Raw genomic sequence first — 19,138 nt, forward strand, 5'->3', positions numbered from 1 at the left:
TCAACTATTCTGCTGTTTTATTTGCTTTTCTATTTTTCTTATGATTCTTACGTGCTGTATTAGCTGCAAATACAGCTGATGCTACCTTTGTCGTATTCAAGCTTGCTGAACCCTTAACCTTACTAGTTAAATTAGACGTCGCTGCATTTAAATCAGATACTGACGTACCTAAATCAGCAATTGCTTGGAAGGCTGGATCAATTGTCGCAACTTTACCATTAACATCGCTTAGTAACGTGTCAACATTTGCTAATATATCATTAGCCCCGCGAGCAATTACATCAACATCCTTTGTTAACACACCCAAAGTTTGCGTCAATTTAACTAAAAACAATCCAATAAATAGAACCAACAACAATACCGCAACGGCTAAAATTATTAGTGCAATTTGTCCACCTGACATGTATTCATTCCCTCCTAGTTCTCTGTATAATTTTTATTTTACCGTGTTACATCACAACTGGCAATTATCATATTTTAATTAGTGACTCTATTATATACAACTGTCGTTAAAAGATTTATTTATCTAATGATAATTCATCAACTATCGCTTCGAATTCATTTAGGCGTTCCTCAAACACTGCAAAAGTTTCTCGCAAGTAATCTGGTTTGGTCATATCAACACCTGCTTTTTTCATCACATCAATTGGAAAGGCTGATGAGCCTGTTTTTAGGTAATCTTTGTAGTCATTAACAGCCTGATCACCTTCATGTAAAATTTTATCTGCTAATGCAGTAGCCGCTGCAAATCCTGTACTATATTGGAACACATAATAATTATAATAGAAATGTGGGATGCGTTCCCATTCATGTGCAATTTCTTCATCAGCAGTTAGCGTTGTACCATAATAATGCTTATTCAATTCACCATAGGCTTCGTTCAAAATGTCTGCTGTTAATGGTGTGCCTTGGGCATCAGTTTCATGCATCCATTGCTCAAATTCAGCAAATTGCGTCTGACGGAACAACGTACCTTTAACCCCATCTAAGTATTGATTTAATATATAGGCCTTTAACTTTTTATCATCTACCGTCCGTAATAAATAATCAGTTAATAAGTTTTCATTGGTCGTCGATGCAATTTCAGCTAAGAAAATTGGATAATCCCCATATTGATAAGGTTGATTTTCTCGTGTTAAATATGAATGGACCGAATGCCCCATCTCATGGACTAACGTACTTAAATTATTAAGATTATCGACCCAGTTTAACAAAATGTATGGGTTTGTATCATAAGCACCACCCGAATAGGCACCAGAACGCTTACCTTTATTTTCAATGACATCAATCCAACGATTATCAAATGCTTTTTGCACAACATCAAGGTAATCTTGACCTAATGGTGCCAAGGCCTTTAATGCTTCTGCTTGCGCACTAGGATAATCAATATCATAATCCGGTTCACCAAGGATTGGTGTATATAAGTCATATGAATGTAGTTCTGAAAGCCCTAATAAACGTTTACGCAAAGCCATGTAACGGTGTAACAATGGCAAGGCCTTATTTACTTCTTCAACCAACGTATCATACACAACCTCTGGCACATTATTAGCTGCTAAAGCTGCTTGTCTAGCCGAATCATAATGATGAACGGTTGCTAAATAATTGTGGCCTTTAACGTGGTTCCCAATTAAAGAGGCAAAAGTATTATCTAAAGCCATATATGAGGCATAAAAGGTCTTAAAAGCATTTTTTCTAACTTCAGGTTTAACCGATTCCAGTAACCGTGCATACACGCCATCTGATAAAGTTTCTAATTCACCTTCGTCATTTTCTACAGCATCAAAAGTAATATCGGCATTATCTAACATGCCAAATGTTCGCTCAGATGCACCAAAGATATCTCCAGCTGCTGCCAAAAGTTTTTCTTGATCCTCTGATAAAACATGTCCCTTTTGCGTTAGAATATCTTCAAAATAGTGCGTATATTCTTGCAAACGAATTTCTTGTGAAAAATAGTCTGCTAACTTATCTTTTGAAAGTGATAATACAGCTGGATCAAAAAAAGAAATTGCAGCTGATACCTTAGCTGCTAATGACTCTGCTTTATTACTTAATCCTTGGTAAAGTCCATTTGCTGTATCTTGATCTGATTTCATAGATGCATAAACATACAGCGTTTCCAAATCACGCATAAGACCTAAACCATATTGTAATGCGTTATAAAGGTCTTTACCTGAATTGACTGCCGTTTGGGCAAAAAAATCAGCATTTACTAGTCGTTCATTTAATTCATCGTACGCAGTTTGCCAATCAGTATCACTTGCAAAAATTTTCGTTAAATCCCAAGTCGCTGATTCTGGTAACTCATTACGTAAAGGTAATTCTTTTGCCATCATTTTCCCTCATTTCAGTCTAATATATTGTTCATTTTACCATATTTCTAGTATATCATCAGCGAAAATTAGTAGTATCTATTTTTAATAGTACTTGTAATTTTTCTTGATACGTATTAAACCATTTTAATGTTCTAGCTAACACAATTGTATCACCTGTCCGCTTTATTAACCCGCGCGACATCAAATCATCTAATAAATAATTTAGCCACAACTTTTGAACTTTTTTTACTGATATGCACTCAAATCGTTGCCATGGAAACTCTGTCATAATCTTCAATAATTGCAACATTGTTCTTGGCTGTTTTTCTAATGTAAGCAACACCCGTACAATAACCTGCCACTGTGCGACTTTCAGCCCACCTGGCAATGGGTATTGGGGATGACATTCCCATGGTATGCCAATAACTAATCGTTTGATTTTGTATAGTTCATTTTGAATAGACCAAATTTCAGGCTTCGCTTGTATAACTGCTTGTTGTAGTTTCAGCAATTGTTGTGGTTGATTATCTACCAGTTGACGGTTTAACACCCTTGATTTACCATCAAGCTGCCACCACGCTTGCCAGAAAAGCCCTCTCGTTAGTTGCCAAAAAGCAACTTGTAGTTGTTGCTGGTAAATTACAGTAAACTTAGCAAACGTTCTAGCTTGTAGCCGTTTACGTTGATAATTTTCGCCCAAAATCCAAATCACTTTATAGTTTAATTGTCGATAACCACTTGTTCGTGCCTGTACCTTTTCTAGGGAAATTGGTGCACATTGAAATTCAATAACAAACCAATTCATCCCCTTCCTAACTATTAAATCAGGTCGTTGCTTAATTTGGCTAAGCCATGGTTCTAATCTAACTTCATCATATTTTTGTATAAACAGTGCAAACAATGCCAATTTCCCTTGTAAATGGTTTACTGTTTCTCCTTCTGCGCTAACATCACAATTACTTTCATTAATGTGTGCAAAATGAGGTATATTAATGTTACCTTTTTTTAACTGTACCCGTGCTTTACATCCTGGACAATAATATATTTCACTATTATTAGCTTGCGTTGCCTGGATTAATTGATCATTTTCTATTATTTTAGCAATTAACATCTGTCACTCCTCCATATAATAAGGAAAGTTTACATGGGATTATGTCCAAAAGTATTTTCTAAAATTTATTTAAATTAGATAAGATAAAAAACTCGCAACACCAACATCATGTCAGCATTACGAGATTTTTCATAAATTTTACTAGCCAAAATAAGTTGCAACACTCATTATCGCATCATTTTTAAAAATTAATTGACCGTGCTCAATTAAAACATCGGGTGAAATATCAGGTATTTGTGCAAACTCATAAGCAATTGCTTTTAAATCTGCCATTGTATAATTATATTCTAAAGACTCACGATCAATCTTGATAACATAGAAGAATTTTTCTTGATATTTGACTAACTGACTACCAAATACAAATTGTTGTTTTGCCATATTCAATGAAAATTGGATAACATTTTCAAAATTATTAAATTGCAAAACTAAATTTTGATCTAGTGTTATATCAGAAAAGCCCACTGAATCAACCAGATTCTGTCTTTGTGTCGTTTTAATTTTTTGTGCTTCTTCATTTGTTAATTTTTGCGTACTACGTGGTTTAGAATCATCATTATCAAGCAATGCGTCTAAAACATCATCAGATACATCATCTTCAGCATCGCTTATATCACGTTTCCCCAACACTGAATTAAGCATACCTTCCATAACAGACTTATCGTCAATATTTTTAGAAATGAATAATTCTAATCCATTTTTATTAGGTAAAACTTGGAAAGTCACTGCTTCGTTATTTTCAAAATCACCCTCAATATCAATTTCTTCTAAAATGCTATAAAAGAATTCCTCAATTTTATCTTGGTTGCCCAACAAATCAACAATCGAAATATTCCGCTCTGCTAAATCATCATTGGTGACCACAACTCGGATTGTATCATCATTTATTCGTTCCATTTCCATAATGGGCACCCCTTTCTTCTCACTAAGATGAGAACACTTTTCAATAAGACATTATACCAAATTATCTGTCTTTTAGATGCATACATTAGAAAAAAAGTTGATGCTTTTCATGACATCAACTTTATGCTAAATTATTTTCGAATATTATAAATATATTACTACTACAAATCAACTAAAGCCGTAACGCGTGCCAATTCTTCTTGGCGCATTTCATGTGGCAAGAAACGACGAATTTCATCTTCATTATAACCAACTTGCATTCGTTTCTCGTCCATAATCAATGGTCGTTTTAATAATGCAGGTTCTTCATGTAATAGATCGATTAACATACTTAGCGACATATCATCCAATTTAACGTCTAATTTCGTAAACAATTTTGAGCGTGTTGAAATAATTTCTTCTGTTCCGTCTTCAGTCATTCGTAAAATATTTTTAATCTCATCTCGTGTTAATGGCTCTTTGAATATGTTTCGTTCTTGATAAGAAATTCCATTTTCTTTTAGCCAGGCACGGGCCTTTCGGCATGAGGTACAACTAGGTGATGTATATAACGTTACCATAATGGCCTCCTCTCGGCACTACAATGATTCGACTATTCTTTATAGACTCCATTATAACGGTATTGTGTCAAACATGTAACCCTTTTTTGTTAAATTCCTGTAATAAATTAAAAAAATCTCATTATAAAACCGAACTTACTCCTGATTCATAGCGTAGTCTACCAACTGATTTAACTGTTCATTTAAATTTTGGATTTTTTGTTCAAGTACTTCTATTTTTTTATGATTGTTTCTTTGGTCAAGAGTAACTGCTGTCGTAATGGCAATCAAATGTTGTTGTACTTGCTGTAGCTGCTTAACATTTTCTGCATTTTCGGTTGCTTGCAAAGAACCATTTTTTTTATGTCTATAACCTTCTTGTTTTTGACCAAACAATGTAAGCGTTAAAATAAATTGGTTCTGCCACGAAGCCAATACAGTATAAAAATCAATACTAATTTGGTCAATTAAATTTTGATTATTTGATTTTAGTGTCTGAATTTGAATTGATTGATCCGCAATAATACGACTTGTTAAATACAAATTTTTAATTCGCGCTAGCAATAATTGCTTAAATTGATCTAGGTGTTGAATTTGCGTAACTTCCGTTACCTTAATAGCAGTTGGTAATTCCCTTTTTTCAATATCTGTCAATTTCATAGCCGCACCAGCCTGATAGATACTTATTCTTTTAGAAAATAATTCATTTTTTTGATATACACTATTCAACCAATTATTTTCATTAATTAATTCCTGTTGGCATGCATCTAACTGATTAACAATTTCTGAAACATCTGCACCTATCTGTTGATACCGCGCTATTAATGCATCAACCGTCGTCTGCATATTATTAAAAACATGAGCCAAAAAGCTTTGTTGAATTGGCATTAATTGATTAGAATCAACCTGGTCTAGCACTGGTTTAAGCGTATTTAACGCATCACTAATCCCATATCGAATATCCTTTGTATGACTAGCCATTAGAATTTTTTGATAGAAATCCAACAAATTTTTTTGGGTTGCTACCCCATATATCAAGATCGATTTATTATCATTTGCGTCTAAACTCTGTGCTAATTGTAACGCTTTAACTCGTTCTTTTGGGGTTAATTTTTTATAATTAGTAACCTCATCACTAATTGGTAAGGTATGTTTGTCCAACATGTTTTGCCCCCACACCTGATATTATTTAATTACTATTTTTTTTCATTTGGCGTATCAATTACAGAATGGTTATTTTTTATTGATTCTGTATTAGGATGTTCTTCAGCAAAAATAAATTCAGTACGTTCTTCTTGATGTTCTAAATCAGCTAGATAACGAAGTGACCAACGATAAACAATTAAGACTAAAATCATCAAACCAATTGCAACTGATTGAATCAGAATACCAAGCGTATCATCATGATAAACCAACAAATTACGCAACATAGCTGTAATACCAATGTACATAAAATTTTCTAATGAAATATGATTTTTCAAAAAATATTCTTGTGTCAAAACGACAAATTCAAAGAACAAAAATGTTTCTAAAATTAAACGTGTTATATTATAAAAATTGTCCGTTAAATTAACCTGCCAAAGTAACTGTGCTAATTGCCAGACGTCCTTCAAAAAGAAACCAAACATAATGATTCCAAGTACTAACATACCAATCCCTAATACGACATTGTAACTTTTTTCAAGATGTTTATTATTCATTCTAATGCCTCCGTTACTTATTATTCTATCAAAAACGTGCAACTTGTTATCATAATTTGTCCAAATAAAAACTCTAGTGTCCTTTTAATTAGGGTACTAGAGTTATCAAGCAGTCATTTACAACAATCAAACTCGGCTGATACTAATCTCATATCAACTGCTAATTGTTTTTATTATACCAGAAAATATCTGTGAACGATTGCATTAAATATTTTGTTTTGAGAAAGCTGCGAAACTCAATTGTTTTGATCGTAAATTATATTGGCTATGCTTATAACGATCAAGTGGGAAATTCGCCGTCATACGCCAATCAGTAAAGTTCTTTTTTAGTTGCCATGTAGATAAAATCACAATTTCATGATTATTATCAATGCGCTGTAATACATATGAGCTAATAAAACCTGCCGTACTAATCGCAAACGTTTCATTATTATAACGACGTAAGAAGTTATCTCGCTCCAAATCGTTTAAAGTAATTGAAACAAAACTCATCCAACCACGTAATTCATCTGTTTGACCATGACTTGAAAGCACTTTATAAGTCGTTGGCATTGCAAATATTGATTTTTCACTCTCTGTTTTCTCTAACAGTTCGTAACGTTGTGCATCGGCATCATCACGCATTAACAAAAGCTCTCGTTGCAAATTTTGATTCCTAATGTTTTGCAACACTGCACGTGATCCGAATGTTTCATGTAAGTACTCAGTCATAATAAATCCCCCCGTTATCATTTATGATATTACATTTATAAAATGAGCATCTAAAAGTTAATTGATTAGGCGTTCAAGGCAATGTTAATCAAACTAATTGCTGCAATAGCATTATTTAACATATGTACAGCCATAGAATACTGAATTTGCTTAGTCTTTTTATAAACAATTGCCAACGCAACTCCCATCAATGAATACTGTAATAACGCAAACCATTGAAAATCTTGGAATACATGAAAGTAACCGAATAAAATACCAGACAAAGCGACATTTAGCCACCAAGGGCCCGCCTTAAAAAAATAATTAAGGACAATGCCTCTAAAAATTAATTCCTCGACTAATGGTGCAACAAACACTGCTAGTATCACAACAAAAATTAATGCTGCACCACCTTTTCCGGCCATACTTTCTAATGTTGCTTGATTACTAGCAGTAATTGGTTTATGTGATATTAGTGTCTGTAAGAGCAAGGTAACCATCCCTGCACCTAAGATCATAATATAGCCATACCCCACCCACGCTAATTTATCAGCTCGGAATGGATGCAAACCTGTTTTTGGTGATTTTTTTCTAACAGCATAAACTAAAATTTTCACCGTAATAAACGTCAATATTGCTGCAACAACCACCATTGTAATAATAGCAATTGGATTATTGCGATCAACACGTAACCAACTTACAACTCCTAGTTTACTATAAGTACTCCCTATTTGGATAATAAAGTCTAAAACTATACCTACAACTAACCAAATAACCCCCATTATTAGGGTGCTTAATCCTTCAATTTTTTTCATCATTATCCTCCTGCTTTTTCTTTTGTAAGGCTAAGGATAAACGAGTCATCGAGCCAGTTGCCAAAATAAATAATATCAAAAGCAGACTGAAAATCAACCATGTTGGCCAATTAAAAAAATTAGCAGACCAGGTAAATCCTACAAATACTGCCATAACAATGATACTTGCGCCAATTTGAATTACAACTCGCATTTTATTGTTCACCGATCAACACAAATTGGTTTAATACTTCTGCAATTGCCCCTTCATTATTTGTGCGTTTTGTGACGATGTCGGCTGCTTCTTTTACAACATTAATACCATTTGCAACGCTAATACCAAGTCCAGCCGCCTTAATCATTTTCAAATCATTATTATTATCACCGATAGCCATAATTTCATCTTTTGTGATACCGAGCTTTTCGCCTAATAATAGTGATGCTGAACCTTTATCCACGCCTTTAAGATTAAATTCAACATAGCGATCAGAAGAATATGTTACTTCAACTTGATCAATCCCAACACTAGCAACCACAGCATCATGAATTTTGTGACGAACTTGAATGTCTGGGTGTTCAAAAATAACTTTCATAATCGGTTGTTGCATATTTAAAAATGATAAATCAGTCGTCTTTAATGCTACATATGCCACACCACGTGTCGCTAAATATTGTTTATCTGAATCACTTATATTATAAATAAATAATTTATTAAGAGTATAAATATGAACATCGACTGATGCATCAATCAAGCCTGCTTTAAAAATTTGTTTGGCCATCGTAAACGGCATATCTTGAGTCGCAATAATCTGATTATTTTTATTTTCCACAATTGCCGAACCATTAAATGAAATGACATATTCACCAACTTGATCATATAAATCAAGTTGTTTTAACATTTTTTGCACGGATTCAAATGAACGTCCTGTATTGGGAACAAATTTAAAGCCCTGTGCCACTGCTCTTTTGACCGTTTGTACATTTTCTTCATGAATTGTGCCATCATCATTTAGAAATGTTTCATCTAAATCTGACACCAACATTTTATAAGTCATTGGTTTTCCCCTTTAAATATGCGTGCTTGTCTTTATTCTAACAGAAAATTTTGATTTACTTCTAATCATATTAGATTAATTTTTTTATTATATGTTATATGTTCTTTTGACTTAGCGCGCCTGCTATGGCAATATATAAGACAAGTTTAATAAAGGAGAAATTTTTATGCGTAATTTTATAGGTGAATTCCGTGATTTTATCATGCGTGGTAATGTAATGGATCTTGCCGTTGCTTTCATTATGGGGGCTGCTTTTCAAACTGTTATTAAATCTGTTGTTGATGACCTAATCATGCCATTAATTGGTATTATTACCGGATCAATTTCATTTTCAAATATTGTTTGGCATGTCGGAGCAGCTAATATTAAAGTCGGTTCGTTCATTGGAACTCTAATCACTTTCTTGTTAACTAGTTTTGCTGTCTTCTTAATTCTAAAAGCGATTCGCAAAGCGCAAGCAATTGCAAGCAAGAATTCTGAAGAAGAAGCTGTTCCTGAAACTGAATTAGTTGTGTTACAAGAAATCCGTGATGCTCTAGCAGAAAAGAAAGATTAATATTTATTTTTAATATTTATTGAAAAAGAACGCCCTTATATCAGCATTTATGCGGATAGGTACGTTCTTTTTATTTTGTCAAGCCGTTGAATTTATTTCTAATATTGGCTAATATAGTTAACAGCTGATAAGCTCACTCATGTACTTTTTATTAGATGAGTATTTAGAGAAAATATAATCCTGAAGGAAGAAGGACTACCATGGTGATTATCACAGCTGGTATGATCGGTGTTGGAAAAACAACACTAACTGATTTGATTGCAACACATCTTAACACGCAGGCTTTTTTTGAACCTGTTGGTGAAAATCCCGTGTTACCCCTTTATTATGCAGATCCCAAACAATATGGATTTCTGTTACAAATTTACTTTTTAAACAAGCGTTTTGCCATGATAAAAAAAGCCTTATCTGACGATAACAACGTATTGGATCGATCAATCTATGAAGATGCTTTGTTCACGCAAGAGAACCATCGTGAAGGAAACATTTCTGATGCCGAACTAAAAGTTTATATGACTTTGTTAGACAATATGATGTCTGAAATCCAGACAATGCAGAAAGGCCGCCCTGATTTGATGGTCTTTGCTAACGCAGATTTTGATACAATCCTATACCGTATTAAAAAGCGTGGTCGTGACTATGAGCAATTTGAAGATAATGATGAATTACGTCAATATTACTTTAAAATGTGGTCAGCATACCAAAAATGGTATGAAGATTATGATGCATCACCAAAAATGACGATTGATTTACAAAAATATGATTTGGAGAATGAAGCTAGTCGTAAAATCGTATTACAACAAATTGATGACCGTCTAGCCGCTTTATCTGAATAACGTATACACTATTTATACACAAAAAGTCGAGGAACAAATAATGATGTTCTTCGACTTTTTTATTGCTTAATTATTTAAAATTATATACCCCAACAAAGTCGGGCAAAATTTCAGAATCAGCCAGCGACATAACCCGTGCTTGTTGACCAGGTTGTGCAGCAATGACGTATTGACCGTTACCAATATAAATAGCCACTTGCCAAGATGCACCATGACCACCCCAGAATAGTAAATCTCCAGGTTGTGCAATTTGCATAACATCAATGCTTGATTGTACATCAGATGTTGTCATATGTGCTTCTTGGGCAATCGTATAGCTTGGAATATAAACCCCTGCTTCATGGTATGCGCTAGCAGTTAGACCAGAAGCATCTAAACCAGCTGTTGTTTTACCACCCCATACATAGGGAATTTGTTGTTCAGCAAAACTTTTAGCAGCAGAAACAATACTTGACCGTTGATCAGCTGTCAATGCCGTCGCTGTTTTAGTTTGGGTGATTGCTTTTGTATCATTATCATCTTGCGCAACAACGCTACTATTATCTTGAGCGACCGTTGCATCTAATGAATTTAACACAACATCTCCATTAGACATAGTTGTTGCTGCAGGCGCCTGTTTTGGTGCAGCAACGCCTAACGACTTAACAGTTAACTTATCATCTGAATTATCAACAGTAGCTGCTTGCATCCTAAGGGTTGTGTCATCATATGATTGTTGTACAGGTTCACTTGCAACTGATGGATCAGTAACATTATCGTTAGAATATGTTGTTGTAGCATCAATACTTTGTGCTGCTTGGTCCGTGTATTCTTGATCCGGCACTGCAGACGCTGGTTCAACAGTTGTATCGACATAGCCACCATTAGGTATTGAAAGTGATTGTCCAATACTTAACATGGTTGTGTCCGCATTTGGATTAGCAGCTTGTAACGCATCAATTGAAACACCATTATTGGCAGCAACCGTCGCTAATGTATCACCGTCTTGAATCGTGTAAGATGACGTCGCAACAGCATCCGTAGCATCTGATTCAGCAACCACTGCATCTTCTGCAGGTGTCGTTGGTTGCTGAATATCTGTTTCTGCTGTTGTTGAATCATCATAATATGATGCTGATTCTGCTGTGGCGTCTGATTGTGAATTTGATGCACTAATAGCATCCGTCATTGCTTTAGACGCAACCGTATTAAGGTTACTTTTCGGTGATTTTACCTGCTTGGTTCCCTCTTTAAACGTTGCTAATTTTGCATCCTTTGTGTGCTTTTCACGAAGAATATCTGATTTCATCGTTACTTGACTAGATTTCTCATGAATAAATGTTGCGACATTAGAAAATCTCCCAACTTGTTTTTCATTGGATGTGACATTAATAGCTGTATTAACAGCTGCTTTTACATCAGGGATTTGTGTTGTCGCCACAACTCCTGCTGCACCAGCAATACCAGTGAAAAACAACTTAGTTGAAGCCTTTACCATAGGTCCAACTCCTCTCAAATTATACTTGTTAAAAGTTAACCTAAATACACATTCCCCAATTTATATTTAAATTGAACTTAACATTTATATCATACCTTATATTTATCTAAATTTTTAGGGGAACGTACGTTCTTTTTGTTTAGATAAACAAAAAAAGCCAAAAGCAAGTTGACAAAATCCACTAATTTATCAACTTATTTAAGGCTATTTTGTATCTGAAAAGAATATTAATTCTCATTTAAAGGAAAAAGGCGAGTCGCTTTTACAGCGCGTTGCCATCCCTTGTATGCTTTTTGTACTTGATTACGCTGTTCAGTATTTGGCTGTTTAACTTCCAAATTATTTGATGCTGGCAAATTAGTCAAATCTGACCAGAAGCCCACGCCCAAACCTGCCAAATAAGCAGCACCTAATGCTGTTGTTTCTAATTGCTGTGGTCGTTTTACCGGCTGATTAATTAAATCTGCTTGGAATTGATGAATATAATCATTTGCAGCGGCACCGCCATCAATAACAAGATTCGTGACTTCAATGCTAGTGTCATCTTGCATGGCTTCTAAGACATCACGTGTTTGATACGCTATTGATTCTAGCGTAGCACGCACCAAGTCACCTTTGGTCGTTGAACGAGTTAACCCAAACATAGCACCTCTAGCATTTTGATCCCAATAAGGTGCCCCTAATCCCGTAAATGCCGGTACCAAATAAATTGGCGCAATGTGTTGTTCTCGCGCAATTGTCGCAATTTGTGCAGTTTCTTTAGCACTCTTAATTAGTTGTAATCCATCTTTAAGCCATTGAATTGCAGCACCAGCTATAAAGACTGATCCTTCTAAAGCATAAGTTACTTGACCGTCAATACTATAAGCAATCGTTGTTAAGAGACCATTTGTTGAGCGTGCAATATCTTGTCCTGTATTCATCACAATAAACGAGCCAGTACCATACGTATTTTTAACATCACCTTTATTGAACGCCTGATGACCGATTAATGCTGCTTGTTGATCACCAGCAATACCTGCTACTGGCACTTGCAATCCGAAAAAAGCATACTCAGCAGTATAGCCAAAGATTCCTGCAGAATCTCGTACTTCCGGTAACAAAGATGCTGGAATGTTAAATTCAGCTAATAGATCTTTATCCCATTCTTTAGTATGAATATTAAATAACATCGTTCTTGAGGCATTAGAATAATCAGTTGCATGAACCTGCCCATTGGTTAATTTATATAATAACCAAGTATCAACTGTACCAAACAGTAGTTCCCCCTTTTCTGCCCGCTCACGAGCACCAGGAACGTTAGCTAGTAACCACATTATTTTAGTTGCTGAAAAGTAAGCATCAATCCATAAACCAGTTTTTTCATAAATATAACTAGTTAGTCCCTTTTCTTGCAATTTTTCAGCAATTTTGTCACTTTGCTTAGACTGCCATACAACCGCCGGGGCAATAGGCTCACCTGTTTGTCGATCCCAAATAATGGTCGTCTCACGCTGATTAGTTAGTCCAATACTGACAACTTTATATGGTGGTATATTAGCCTGTATAACTACCTGTGCAATAAGTTGCCGGGCATCGTTCCAAATAGTCATTGCATCATGTTCTACCCAACCAGGATGATTAAAAATTTGTGGCAACTCCTTTTGTGCAGTTGCAACTACTTGCCCTTGTGCATCAAACAACATGGCACGCGTACTTGTTGTTCCTTGATCAAGTGCCATTACATATTGATCAGTCATTTTTCTCCCTAACTCCCGCTTTTATATTTTAAAATCACCAATTTATAGTTGATATCCCGTTAGATTCGATACAAAAAAAGATGGAACGTTGTCTGTTCCATCTTGATAGCACGAAACTATTTTTCAGAACGTAAAACTCCACCATCCATAAAGCGATTAGGTTGCATTTCATTAACCACAATCTTAACGTTTTCTCGTGGTACCCCAACGTGTTTTTCAATAGCAGTTGTAATATCTGTCATCATGGCCTTTAATTGCTCATCACTACGTCCGGCTACTAAATCAATATGAACTAATGGCATCTTTGTTTCCTCACTTTTTTTCTTGATTATCTAAACCAATTTTATCAGCTTCTTCACTGATATTCAATGCGTCAGTAATTTGAGCTTTTGCCACCACACGTTCACGTTTAATTTGAGACTGTAAATCCTCATTCCAAAAGTTATTAGATACTTCAACCGTACTAACAATATTAATAAATGAAGCATGATCTATTGATTTAACCAAATTTTGCATTTCAGTCAATTCATAACGTGATAACACCATCATTAACGTTGTATTTGGTTCTTGCGTAAAAGCACCTCGCGATGGCATAACCGTAATACCACGTACTAAAGCTGCTTGTAACGCTTGAATCACTTCATCTGGATGTGTCGTAACGATAAAAGCTGTTAACTTTTGATGACGTGTATGGATAGCATCTACTGCAGCTGACGTTGCGTAAATACCAATAATTGTGTACATGGCATTTTGCCAGCCAATGAAGGCGCCTGCTACCACCACAATAAAGACATTAATAAACATGTTAATTGAACCAATCGACTTACCTGTTGTCTTTTGCACAATCATGGCGACAATATCCATACCACCAGTTGAAAAACCAACTTTAAAGGTTAACCCTATTGATATTCCTAGCAACAATCCCCCAAATAATCCCGCTAATATAGGTTCATGCGTTACTAATGTTGTTTTAGGCAAAACAATTTGCATAAATGAAGCCGCAAAATTGTTTAAAAAAGACAAAATCGTAAACTCTCGTCCAGCATATATCCAACCTGCAATTGCTAGAGGAATATTAGTTGCCATAATAATAGCACCGACTTCAACATGTAAGCCAAATACGGAATCAAAAAATAAACTAATCAGTTGGGCCACACCGTTAAATCCACCCGAAAAAATATTATTAGGAACAAAAAAATTATTCATTGAAATAGCTACTAAAACAGCTGCAATAATAAATACAACTGTTTTAATACTGTATTCCTTTACTCGTGCTAATCCCACAATTTATGCCTCCAATCTTAAACCAAAATTATTTTACCATTATTACACAAACGACAGTATTATTCTATATGAATTGACAATTTCAATTGAATTTTTAAATTTATAAGATAACAAAAGTCACATACAAACAATAACTATTGTCTGTACGTGACTGATATTCTAAAATTATTATTTAATACTTTTTAAATATGCGATACGTTTAGTATCATCAAAGTCTTTCTCTGATTTAGCAATGACGATGGCTGCCGTTGAATTCCCCACAACATTGACAACTGTTCGACCCATATCTACTAAACGGTCAACGCCAGCGATGAAAGCTAATCCTTGTGCAGGAACACCGATTGTAGCAACTGTCGCTAACAAAACTACGAATGAGGCTCCTGGTACACCAGCCATTCCCTTAGAAGTAATCATCAATACTACCAAAAGCGTTATTTGTTGTGCTAATGATAAGTGAATATTGTAAGCCTGTGCCATAAATAGAGCCGCAATTGCTTGATAAATTGCCGAACCATCCAAATTAAATGTGTATCCAGTTGGTACGACAAACGACACAACGCCCTGGTTTACACCAAATTTTTCCATTTTACTAACAATTCGAGGCAATGTTGCTTCAGAAGAAGCCGTTGTAAATGCCAAGATAATCTCTTCACGTAAAACTTTGAATAAATCAAAAATATTAATATGATAAAATTTCAACACAAGTCCTAAAACGACCACGATAAAAATAATCATTGTCAAGTAGGCCACAAAAATAAAATAACCTAATGACGTTAATGAACCTAATCCCATTTGAGCAACAGTGGCACCAATTAAGGCACCAACACCAATTGGTGCTAAACTCATAACCCAATTAGTGACTTTAAACATTACTTCGGCAACAGCATCTAGCAGATCAATAATGACCTGCCCTTTTGGCCCAATGGCAGCTGTTCCTAAACCAAAGAACACTGAAAACAAAATAACTTGCAACATTTTATTCTCAGACAATGAAGAAAATATATTTGTTGGTACAATGTCCATAACCGTTTCCCAAAGACTACCTGTACCAGCCGACTTAGCAGTTGAAAGATAACTACTAATATTAGTTGCCTGCAGATTATGAATATTAACATGCGCACCCGGTTCAAAAACGTTACCTGCAATCATACCCAAAACAATCGCAATCGTTGATAAAATTTCAAAATAAATCAGTGTTTTTAACCCGACTCGACCTAATTTATGCATATCACCCATTTTGGCAATACCAACTGTTAAACTAGAAATTACAATTGGTAAAACAATCATTTGGATTAAGCCAATAAACATGGTTCCGATATTTTGCATTGCCGTAATGGCCATTTTGTTTTTAAAGAAAATAACGCCAAGGATAATACCCACAATTAATCCAATAACAATTTGCCAACCTAAACTAGGTCTATGCTTTTGCTTACCGGTCTGACTAACCGAACTCATTTTAAAAATGCCCCCTAATTTATATTTATATGCAATAAAAAAGCCAACCTCTCTTAAAAGAGGTTGGCTTTTTACTAACAGTTTACCCTTGTTAGCGGCGTGCTTCTTGAATACGAGCAGCCTTACCGTGCAATGCACGCAAGTAGTACAACTTAGCGCGACGTACACGACCATGACGAATTACTTCAATTTTATCAACACGTGGTGAGTGCAATGGGAATGTACGTTCCACACCAGCACCACTTGACATCTTACGAACAGTGTAAGTAGCTTGGATACCAGCACCCTTACGCTTAATTACAACACCTTCGAAGATTTGAACACGTTCGCGTGAACCTTCGACAATACGTGCGTGAACACGAACTGAATCTCCGGCACGGAATTCTGGGATATCTGTACGCAATTGGTCAGCGACCAACTTTTCTAGCAAAGCGTTTTGACGCATAATTAATTCTCCTCGTCGACAATCAATTCACCACTCGGCCAGCGGATTATCGGATTTTATTTAGTACCCTTGAGCACTAAATAAAATCCTAACATATTATTATTTATTACACAAGTTATTTTTCTCGTTCTTCTTGTTCAACTTCTTCTAATAATTGATGTTCACCCTTTGCAAATTCATAATTTTCTAACAAATCTGGCCGACGTTGATATGTGCGCCGAAGTGCTTCTTTCTGTTTCCAAGTTGCAATATTGGCATGATGTCCTGACAATAACACATCAGGTACTTTTAATCCCCTGAAATCAGCAGGGCGCGTATACTGTGGGTATTCTAACAACCCTGTTGAAAATGATTCATCAACTGCTGAACGATCATCCCCTAAGGCTTCATCTAGTAAACGTACCGTTGCATCAACAACAACCATGGCACCTAGTTCACCACCTGTTAAGACAAAGTCTCCCAATGAAATTTCATCATCCACTAATGAGCGAATCCGTTCATCATAACCTTCATAATGACCTGCAATAATCGTTAAGTGCTCTTCTTTAGCTAATTCTTCAGCCATTGGCTGGTTAAAAGTTTTACCAGCCGGATCCATCAAGATAACTCGGCCACGATTACCTGCTGATTTTTCTACAGCATCCATCGCATCAAATAATGGTTGGGGCATCAAAAGCATCCCTTGACCACCACCATAAATTTCGTCGTCCACTTTATGATGCTTATTTTCTGTGTAATCTCGAAAGTCAGTAACATTAAAATCTACCAAACCACGTTCAACAGTTTTACCAATAATTGATTCACGCATTGGCGCAAACATATTAGGAAAAAGACTCAATACATCAATTCGCATAGTTTAAATTTCCTCTAATAAATTAACTTTTGCAAGGCCCTGTTCTAAATTGACTTCAACCACCACATCTTCAATAAATGGTAATAAAATATCATCATGACCTTTGGCTTTAATCACCCAAACATCATTAGCAGGCATTGGTAAGATTTCACTAACTTTACCAATGATTTCTTGCGTTGCATTATCAATGATTTGTAGCCCAATAATATCATGATAATAAAATTCATCATTAGATAAGTCTTGTTGTAAATCTTCAGTGACCATTAATTCACAACCCTTATATTGCTCAACATCATTAATATTTTGCATATTAACAAAACTCACTAAAATAAATTGCTTGTGTTCACGTACCGTCGCAATTTGCACTTCAATATTGCTGGGCTTAGCAACAATAACAAGTTTATTATTTTTTTTAAAACGTTCCATCGGGAAATCGGTTGTTGGTACAACACGAACTTCACCTCGAATACCATGGGTATTCACAATTTTACCAACTTTATAAAGGGACATGTTTTCTTCCTTTTCATTTATTATATTAATTGTAAGTATACCAGTAAAATAAAGGTAACTGAATAGGTATATGGGAAGTTATCTGATAAAATTTAGCTTATAACAACAAGCATAAAGGAGAATAATTTATGAGTATTAATTTATATATTGTGCGACATGGTGAAACTTATATCAATAAGTATGATCGTGTTCAGGGCTGGACAAATGCCCCATTAACACCCAAAGGAATCAACGATAGTGAACAAGCTGGTAAACGTCTCGCCAACCTTGTCTTTAACAATGTTTATAGTTCAGATTTAGCACGTGCCGTTGAAACCGCTAACATCATACTAACCCATAATGATAGCACCGCTGAGCTACAAACTTTACCCGATTTTCGTGAAGTTTTCTTTGGCTACTTTGACGGTATATCAAATGATGTTGCGGCTAGTGCGATTGCCAAGGACCGTAAATTACCAGCCGGCATTACATTTAACGAGATTTCCGACACGATGTCACCATTTACTTTAATGGATGCCATTCATGATGTGGATCCGACTGGGGATGCTGAATCAGCAGCCACTTTTTGGCAACGACTAATGCACGGTTTTACTACTATTGCCAAGGAAAATAACGATGGTGATAACGTTTTATTGATTGCTCATGGGCAACTTCTCAGTATTTTAGGGCAACAATTTGCCCAACTAACTGCCTCTCAATCAGAACCTAAAAATGGCGCCGTAAATCTTTGGCAGCTAACAGATAACCATTTGGAGTTAAAAGTATTTAATGATTTAACAACTTTCTGGTAACAAAAAAAGGGCTCTATACTTTCTAGCGTGAAACTAAACATTTCACGCTTTTTATTTTGTCTTTTTCACATAAAAAAAGACACCA

22 protein-coding genes are annotated in these 19,138 nt (G+C 35.4%); 3 read left to right on the forward strand and 19 right to left on the reverse strand.

The window, feature by feature from the left end:
• Positions 1–4: 4 nt before the first annotated feature.
• The 11 genes from FFM61_RS07260 to FFM61_RS07310 all read right to left on the reverse strand — a co-directional run bounded on the left by FFM61_RS07260 (position 5) and on the right by FFM61_RS07310 (position 9,107).
• Positions 5–403, reverse strand: a complete 399-nt coding sequence (locus FFM61_RS07260; protein ID WP_074427801.1) for a DUF948 domain-containing protein — start codon at positions 401–403, stop codon at positions 5–7.
• 115 nt (positions 404–518) lie between these two features.
• Positions 519–2,336, reverse strand: coding sequence for an oligoendopeptidase F (pepF, locus tag FFM61_RS07265; RefSeq protein WP_074427800.1), 1,818 nt, complete (start codon positions 2,334–2,336; stop codon positions 519–521).
• 58 nt (positions 2,337–2,394) lie between these two features.
• Positions 2,395–3,429, reverse strand: a complete 1,035-nt coding sequence (locus FFM61_RS07270) for a competence protein CoiA (RefSeq protein WP_074427799.1) — start codon at positions 3,427–3,429, stop codon at positions 2,395–2,397.
• Between the two features lie 141 nt (positions 3,430–3,570).
• On the reverse strand, positions 3,571–4,329 hold the full coding sequence (locus FFM61_RS07275) for an adaptor protein MecA (protein WP_074427798.1): 759 nt from the start codon (positions 4,327–4,329) through the stop codon (positions 3,571–3,573).
• A 161-nt stretch (positions 4,330–4,490) separates the two neighbouring features.
• Positions 4,491–4,889, reverse strand: a complete 399-nt coding sequence (gene spx / locus FFM61_RS07280) for a transcriptional regulator Spx (RefSeq protein WP_074427797.1) — start codon at positions 4,887–4,889, stop codon at positions 4,491–4,493.
• A gap of 135 nt (positions 4,890–5,024) precedes the next feature.
• A complete protein-coding gene (locus FFM61_RS07285) occupies positions 5,025–6,032 on the reverse strand; it encodes a toxic anion resistance protein (protein WP_074427796.1) in 1,008 nt (335 codons plus the stop codon).
• Between the two features lie 32 nt (positions 6,033–6,064).
• On the reverse strand, positions 6,065–6,568 hold the full coding sequence (locus FFM61_RS07290) for a phosphate-starvation-inducible PsiE family protein (RefSeq protein ID WP_074427795.1): 504 nt from the start codon (positions 6,566–6,568) through the stop codon (positions 6,065–6,067).
• 204 nt (positions 6,569–6,772) lie between these two features.
• Positions 6,773–7,279 (reverse strand): hypothetical protein, encoded by a 507-nt coding sequence (locus FFM61_RS07295; protein ID WP_074427794.1) that lies wholly within the window; start codon positions 7,277–7,279, stop codon positions 6,773–6,775.
• A 65-nt stretch (positions 7,280–7,344) separates the two neighbouring features.
• Positions 7,345–8,073 (reverse strand): CPBP family intramembrane glutamic endopeptidase, encoded by a 729-nt coding sequence (locus FFM61_RS07300; protein ID WP_074427793.1) that lies wholly within the window; start codon positions 8,071–8,073, stop codon positions 7,345–7,347.
• Positions 8,060–8,266, reverse strand: a complete 207-nt coding sequence (locus FFM61_RS07305; protein ID WP_074427792.1) for a hypothetical protein — start codon at positions 8,264–8,266, stop codon at positions 8,060–8,062. Before FFM61_RS07305 ends, FFM61_RS07300 begins: the two co-directional genes overlap by 14 nt.
• 1 nt (position 8,267) lies before the next feature.
• Complete coding sequence (locus FFM61_RS07310; protein WP_074427791.1) at positions 8,268–9,107, reverse strand: Cof-type HAD-IIB family hydrolase; 840 nt, start codon at positions 9,105–9,107, stop codon at positions 8,268–8,270.
• 166 nt (positions 9,108–9,273) lie between these two features.
• Here FFM61_RS07310 and mscL point away from each other — a divergent pair, with 166 nt between their 5' ends.
• On the forward strand, positions 9,274–9,663 hold the full coding sequence (mscL, locus tag FFM61_RS07315; RefSeq protein ID WP_074427790.1) for a large conductance mechanosensitive channel protein MscL: 390 nt from the start codon (positions 9,274–9,276) through the stop codon (positions 9,661–9,663).
• A 200-nt stretch (positions 9,664–9,863) separates the two neighbouring features.
• Entirely contained in the window at positions 9,864–10,499 is a 636-nt protein-coding gene (locus FFM61_RS07320; protein WP_074427789.1) for a deoxynucleoside kinase, read from the forward strand.
• 70 nt (positions 10,500–10,569) lie between these two features.
• On the opposite strand, the gene FFM61_RS07325 is transcribed toward FFM61_RS07320, so the two are convergent.
• The 8 genes from FFM61_RS07325 to rimM all read right to left on the reverse strand — a co-directional run bounded on the left by FFM61_RS07325 (position 10,570) and on the right by rimM (position 18,262).
• Positions 10,570–11,976, reverse strand: a complete 1,407-nt coding sequence (locus FFM61_RS07325) for a C40 family peptidase (RefSeq protein ID WP_074427788.1) — start codon at positions 11,974–11,976, stop codon at positions 10,570–10,572.
• Positions 11,977–12,203: 227 nt separating this feature from the next.
• Positions 12,204–13,715 carry a glycerol kinase GlpK gene (gene glpK / locus FFM61_RS07330; protein ID WP_074427787.1) on the reverse strand — a complete coding sequence of 504 codons (1,512 nt, stop codon included), beginning with the start codon at positions 13,713–13,715 and terminating at the stop codon, positions 12,204–12,206.
• A gap of 116 nt (positions 13,716–13,831) precedes the next feature.
• Positions 13,832–14,017, reverse strand: a complete 186-nt coding sequence (gene thmT, locus FFM61_RS07335; RefSeq protein ID WP_074427786.1) for a 2-hydroxymuconate tautomerase — start codon at positions 14,015–14,017, stop codon at positions 13,832–13,834.
• 10 nt (positions 14,018–14,027) lie between these two features.
• Positions 14,028–14,999 carry a YitT family protein gene (locus tag FFM61_RS07340; RefSeq protein WP_074427785.1) on the reverse strand — a complete coding sequence of 324 codons (972 nt, stop codon included), beginning with the start codon at positions 14,997–14,999 and terminating at the stop codon, positions 14,028–14,030.
• A gap of 168 nt (positions 15,000–15,167) precedes the next feature.
• Entirely contained in the window at positions 15,168–16,454 is a 1,287-nt protein-coding gene (locus tag FFM61_RS07345) for a dicarboxylate/amino acid:cation symporter (RefSeq protein WP_074427784.1), read from the reverse strand.
• Positions 16,455–16,545: 91 nt separating this feature from the next.
• Complete coding sequence (gene rplS, locus FFM61_RS07350) at positions 16,546–16,899, reverse strand: 50S ribosomal protein L19 (RefSeq protein WP_074427783.1); 354 nt, start codon at positions 16,897–16,899, stop codon at positions 16,546–16,548.
• Between the two features lie 115 nt (positions 16,900–17,014).
• On the reverse strand, positions 17,015–17,752 hold the full coding sequence (gene trmD, locus FFM61_RS07355; RefSeq protein ID WP_074427782.1) for a tRNA (guanosine(37)-N1)-methyltransferase TrmD: 738 nt from the start codon (positions 17,750–17,752) through the stop codon (positions 17,015–17,017).
• A gap of 3 nt (positions 17,753–17,755) precedes the next feature.
• The gene (gene rimM, locus FFM61_RS07360) at positions 17,756–18,262 is read right to left on the reverse strand and encodes a ribosome maturation factor RimM (RefSeq protein ID WP_074427781.1); all 507 of its coding nucleotides are present in this window, start codon (positions 18,260–18,262) and stop codon (positions 17,756–17,758) included.
• Between the two features lie 128 nt (positions 18,263–18,390).
• Here rimM and FFM61_RS07365 point away from each other — a divergent pair, with 128 nt between their 5' ends.
• On the forward strand, positions 18,391–19,053 hold the full coding sequence (locus tag FFM61_RS07365; protein WP_074427780.1) for a histidine phosphatase family protein: 663 nt from the start codon (positions 18,391–18,393) through the stop codon (positions 19,051–19,053).
• Positions 19,054–19,138 lie beyond the last annotated feature (85 nt).

This window comes from Weissella hellenica (assembly GCF_005405545.1).
Taxonomy (GTDB): domain Bacteria; phylum Bacillota; class Bacilli; order Lactobacillales; family Lactobacillaceae; genus Weissella; species Weissella hellenica.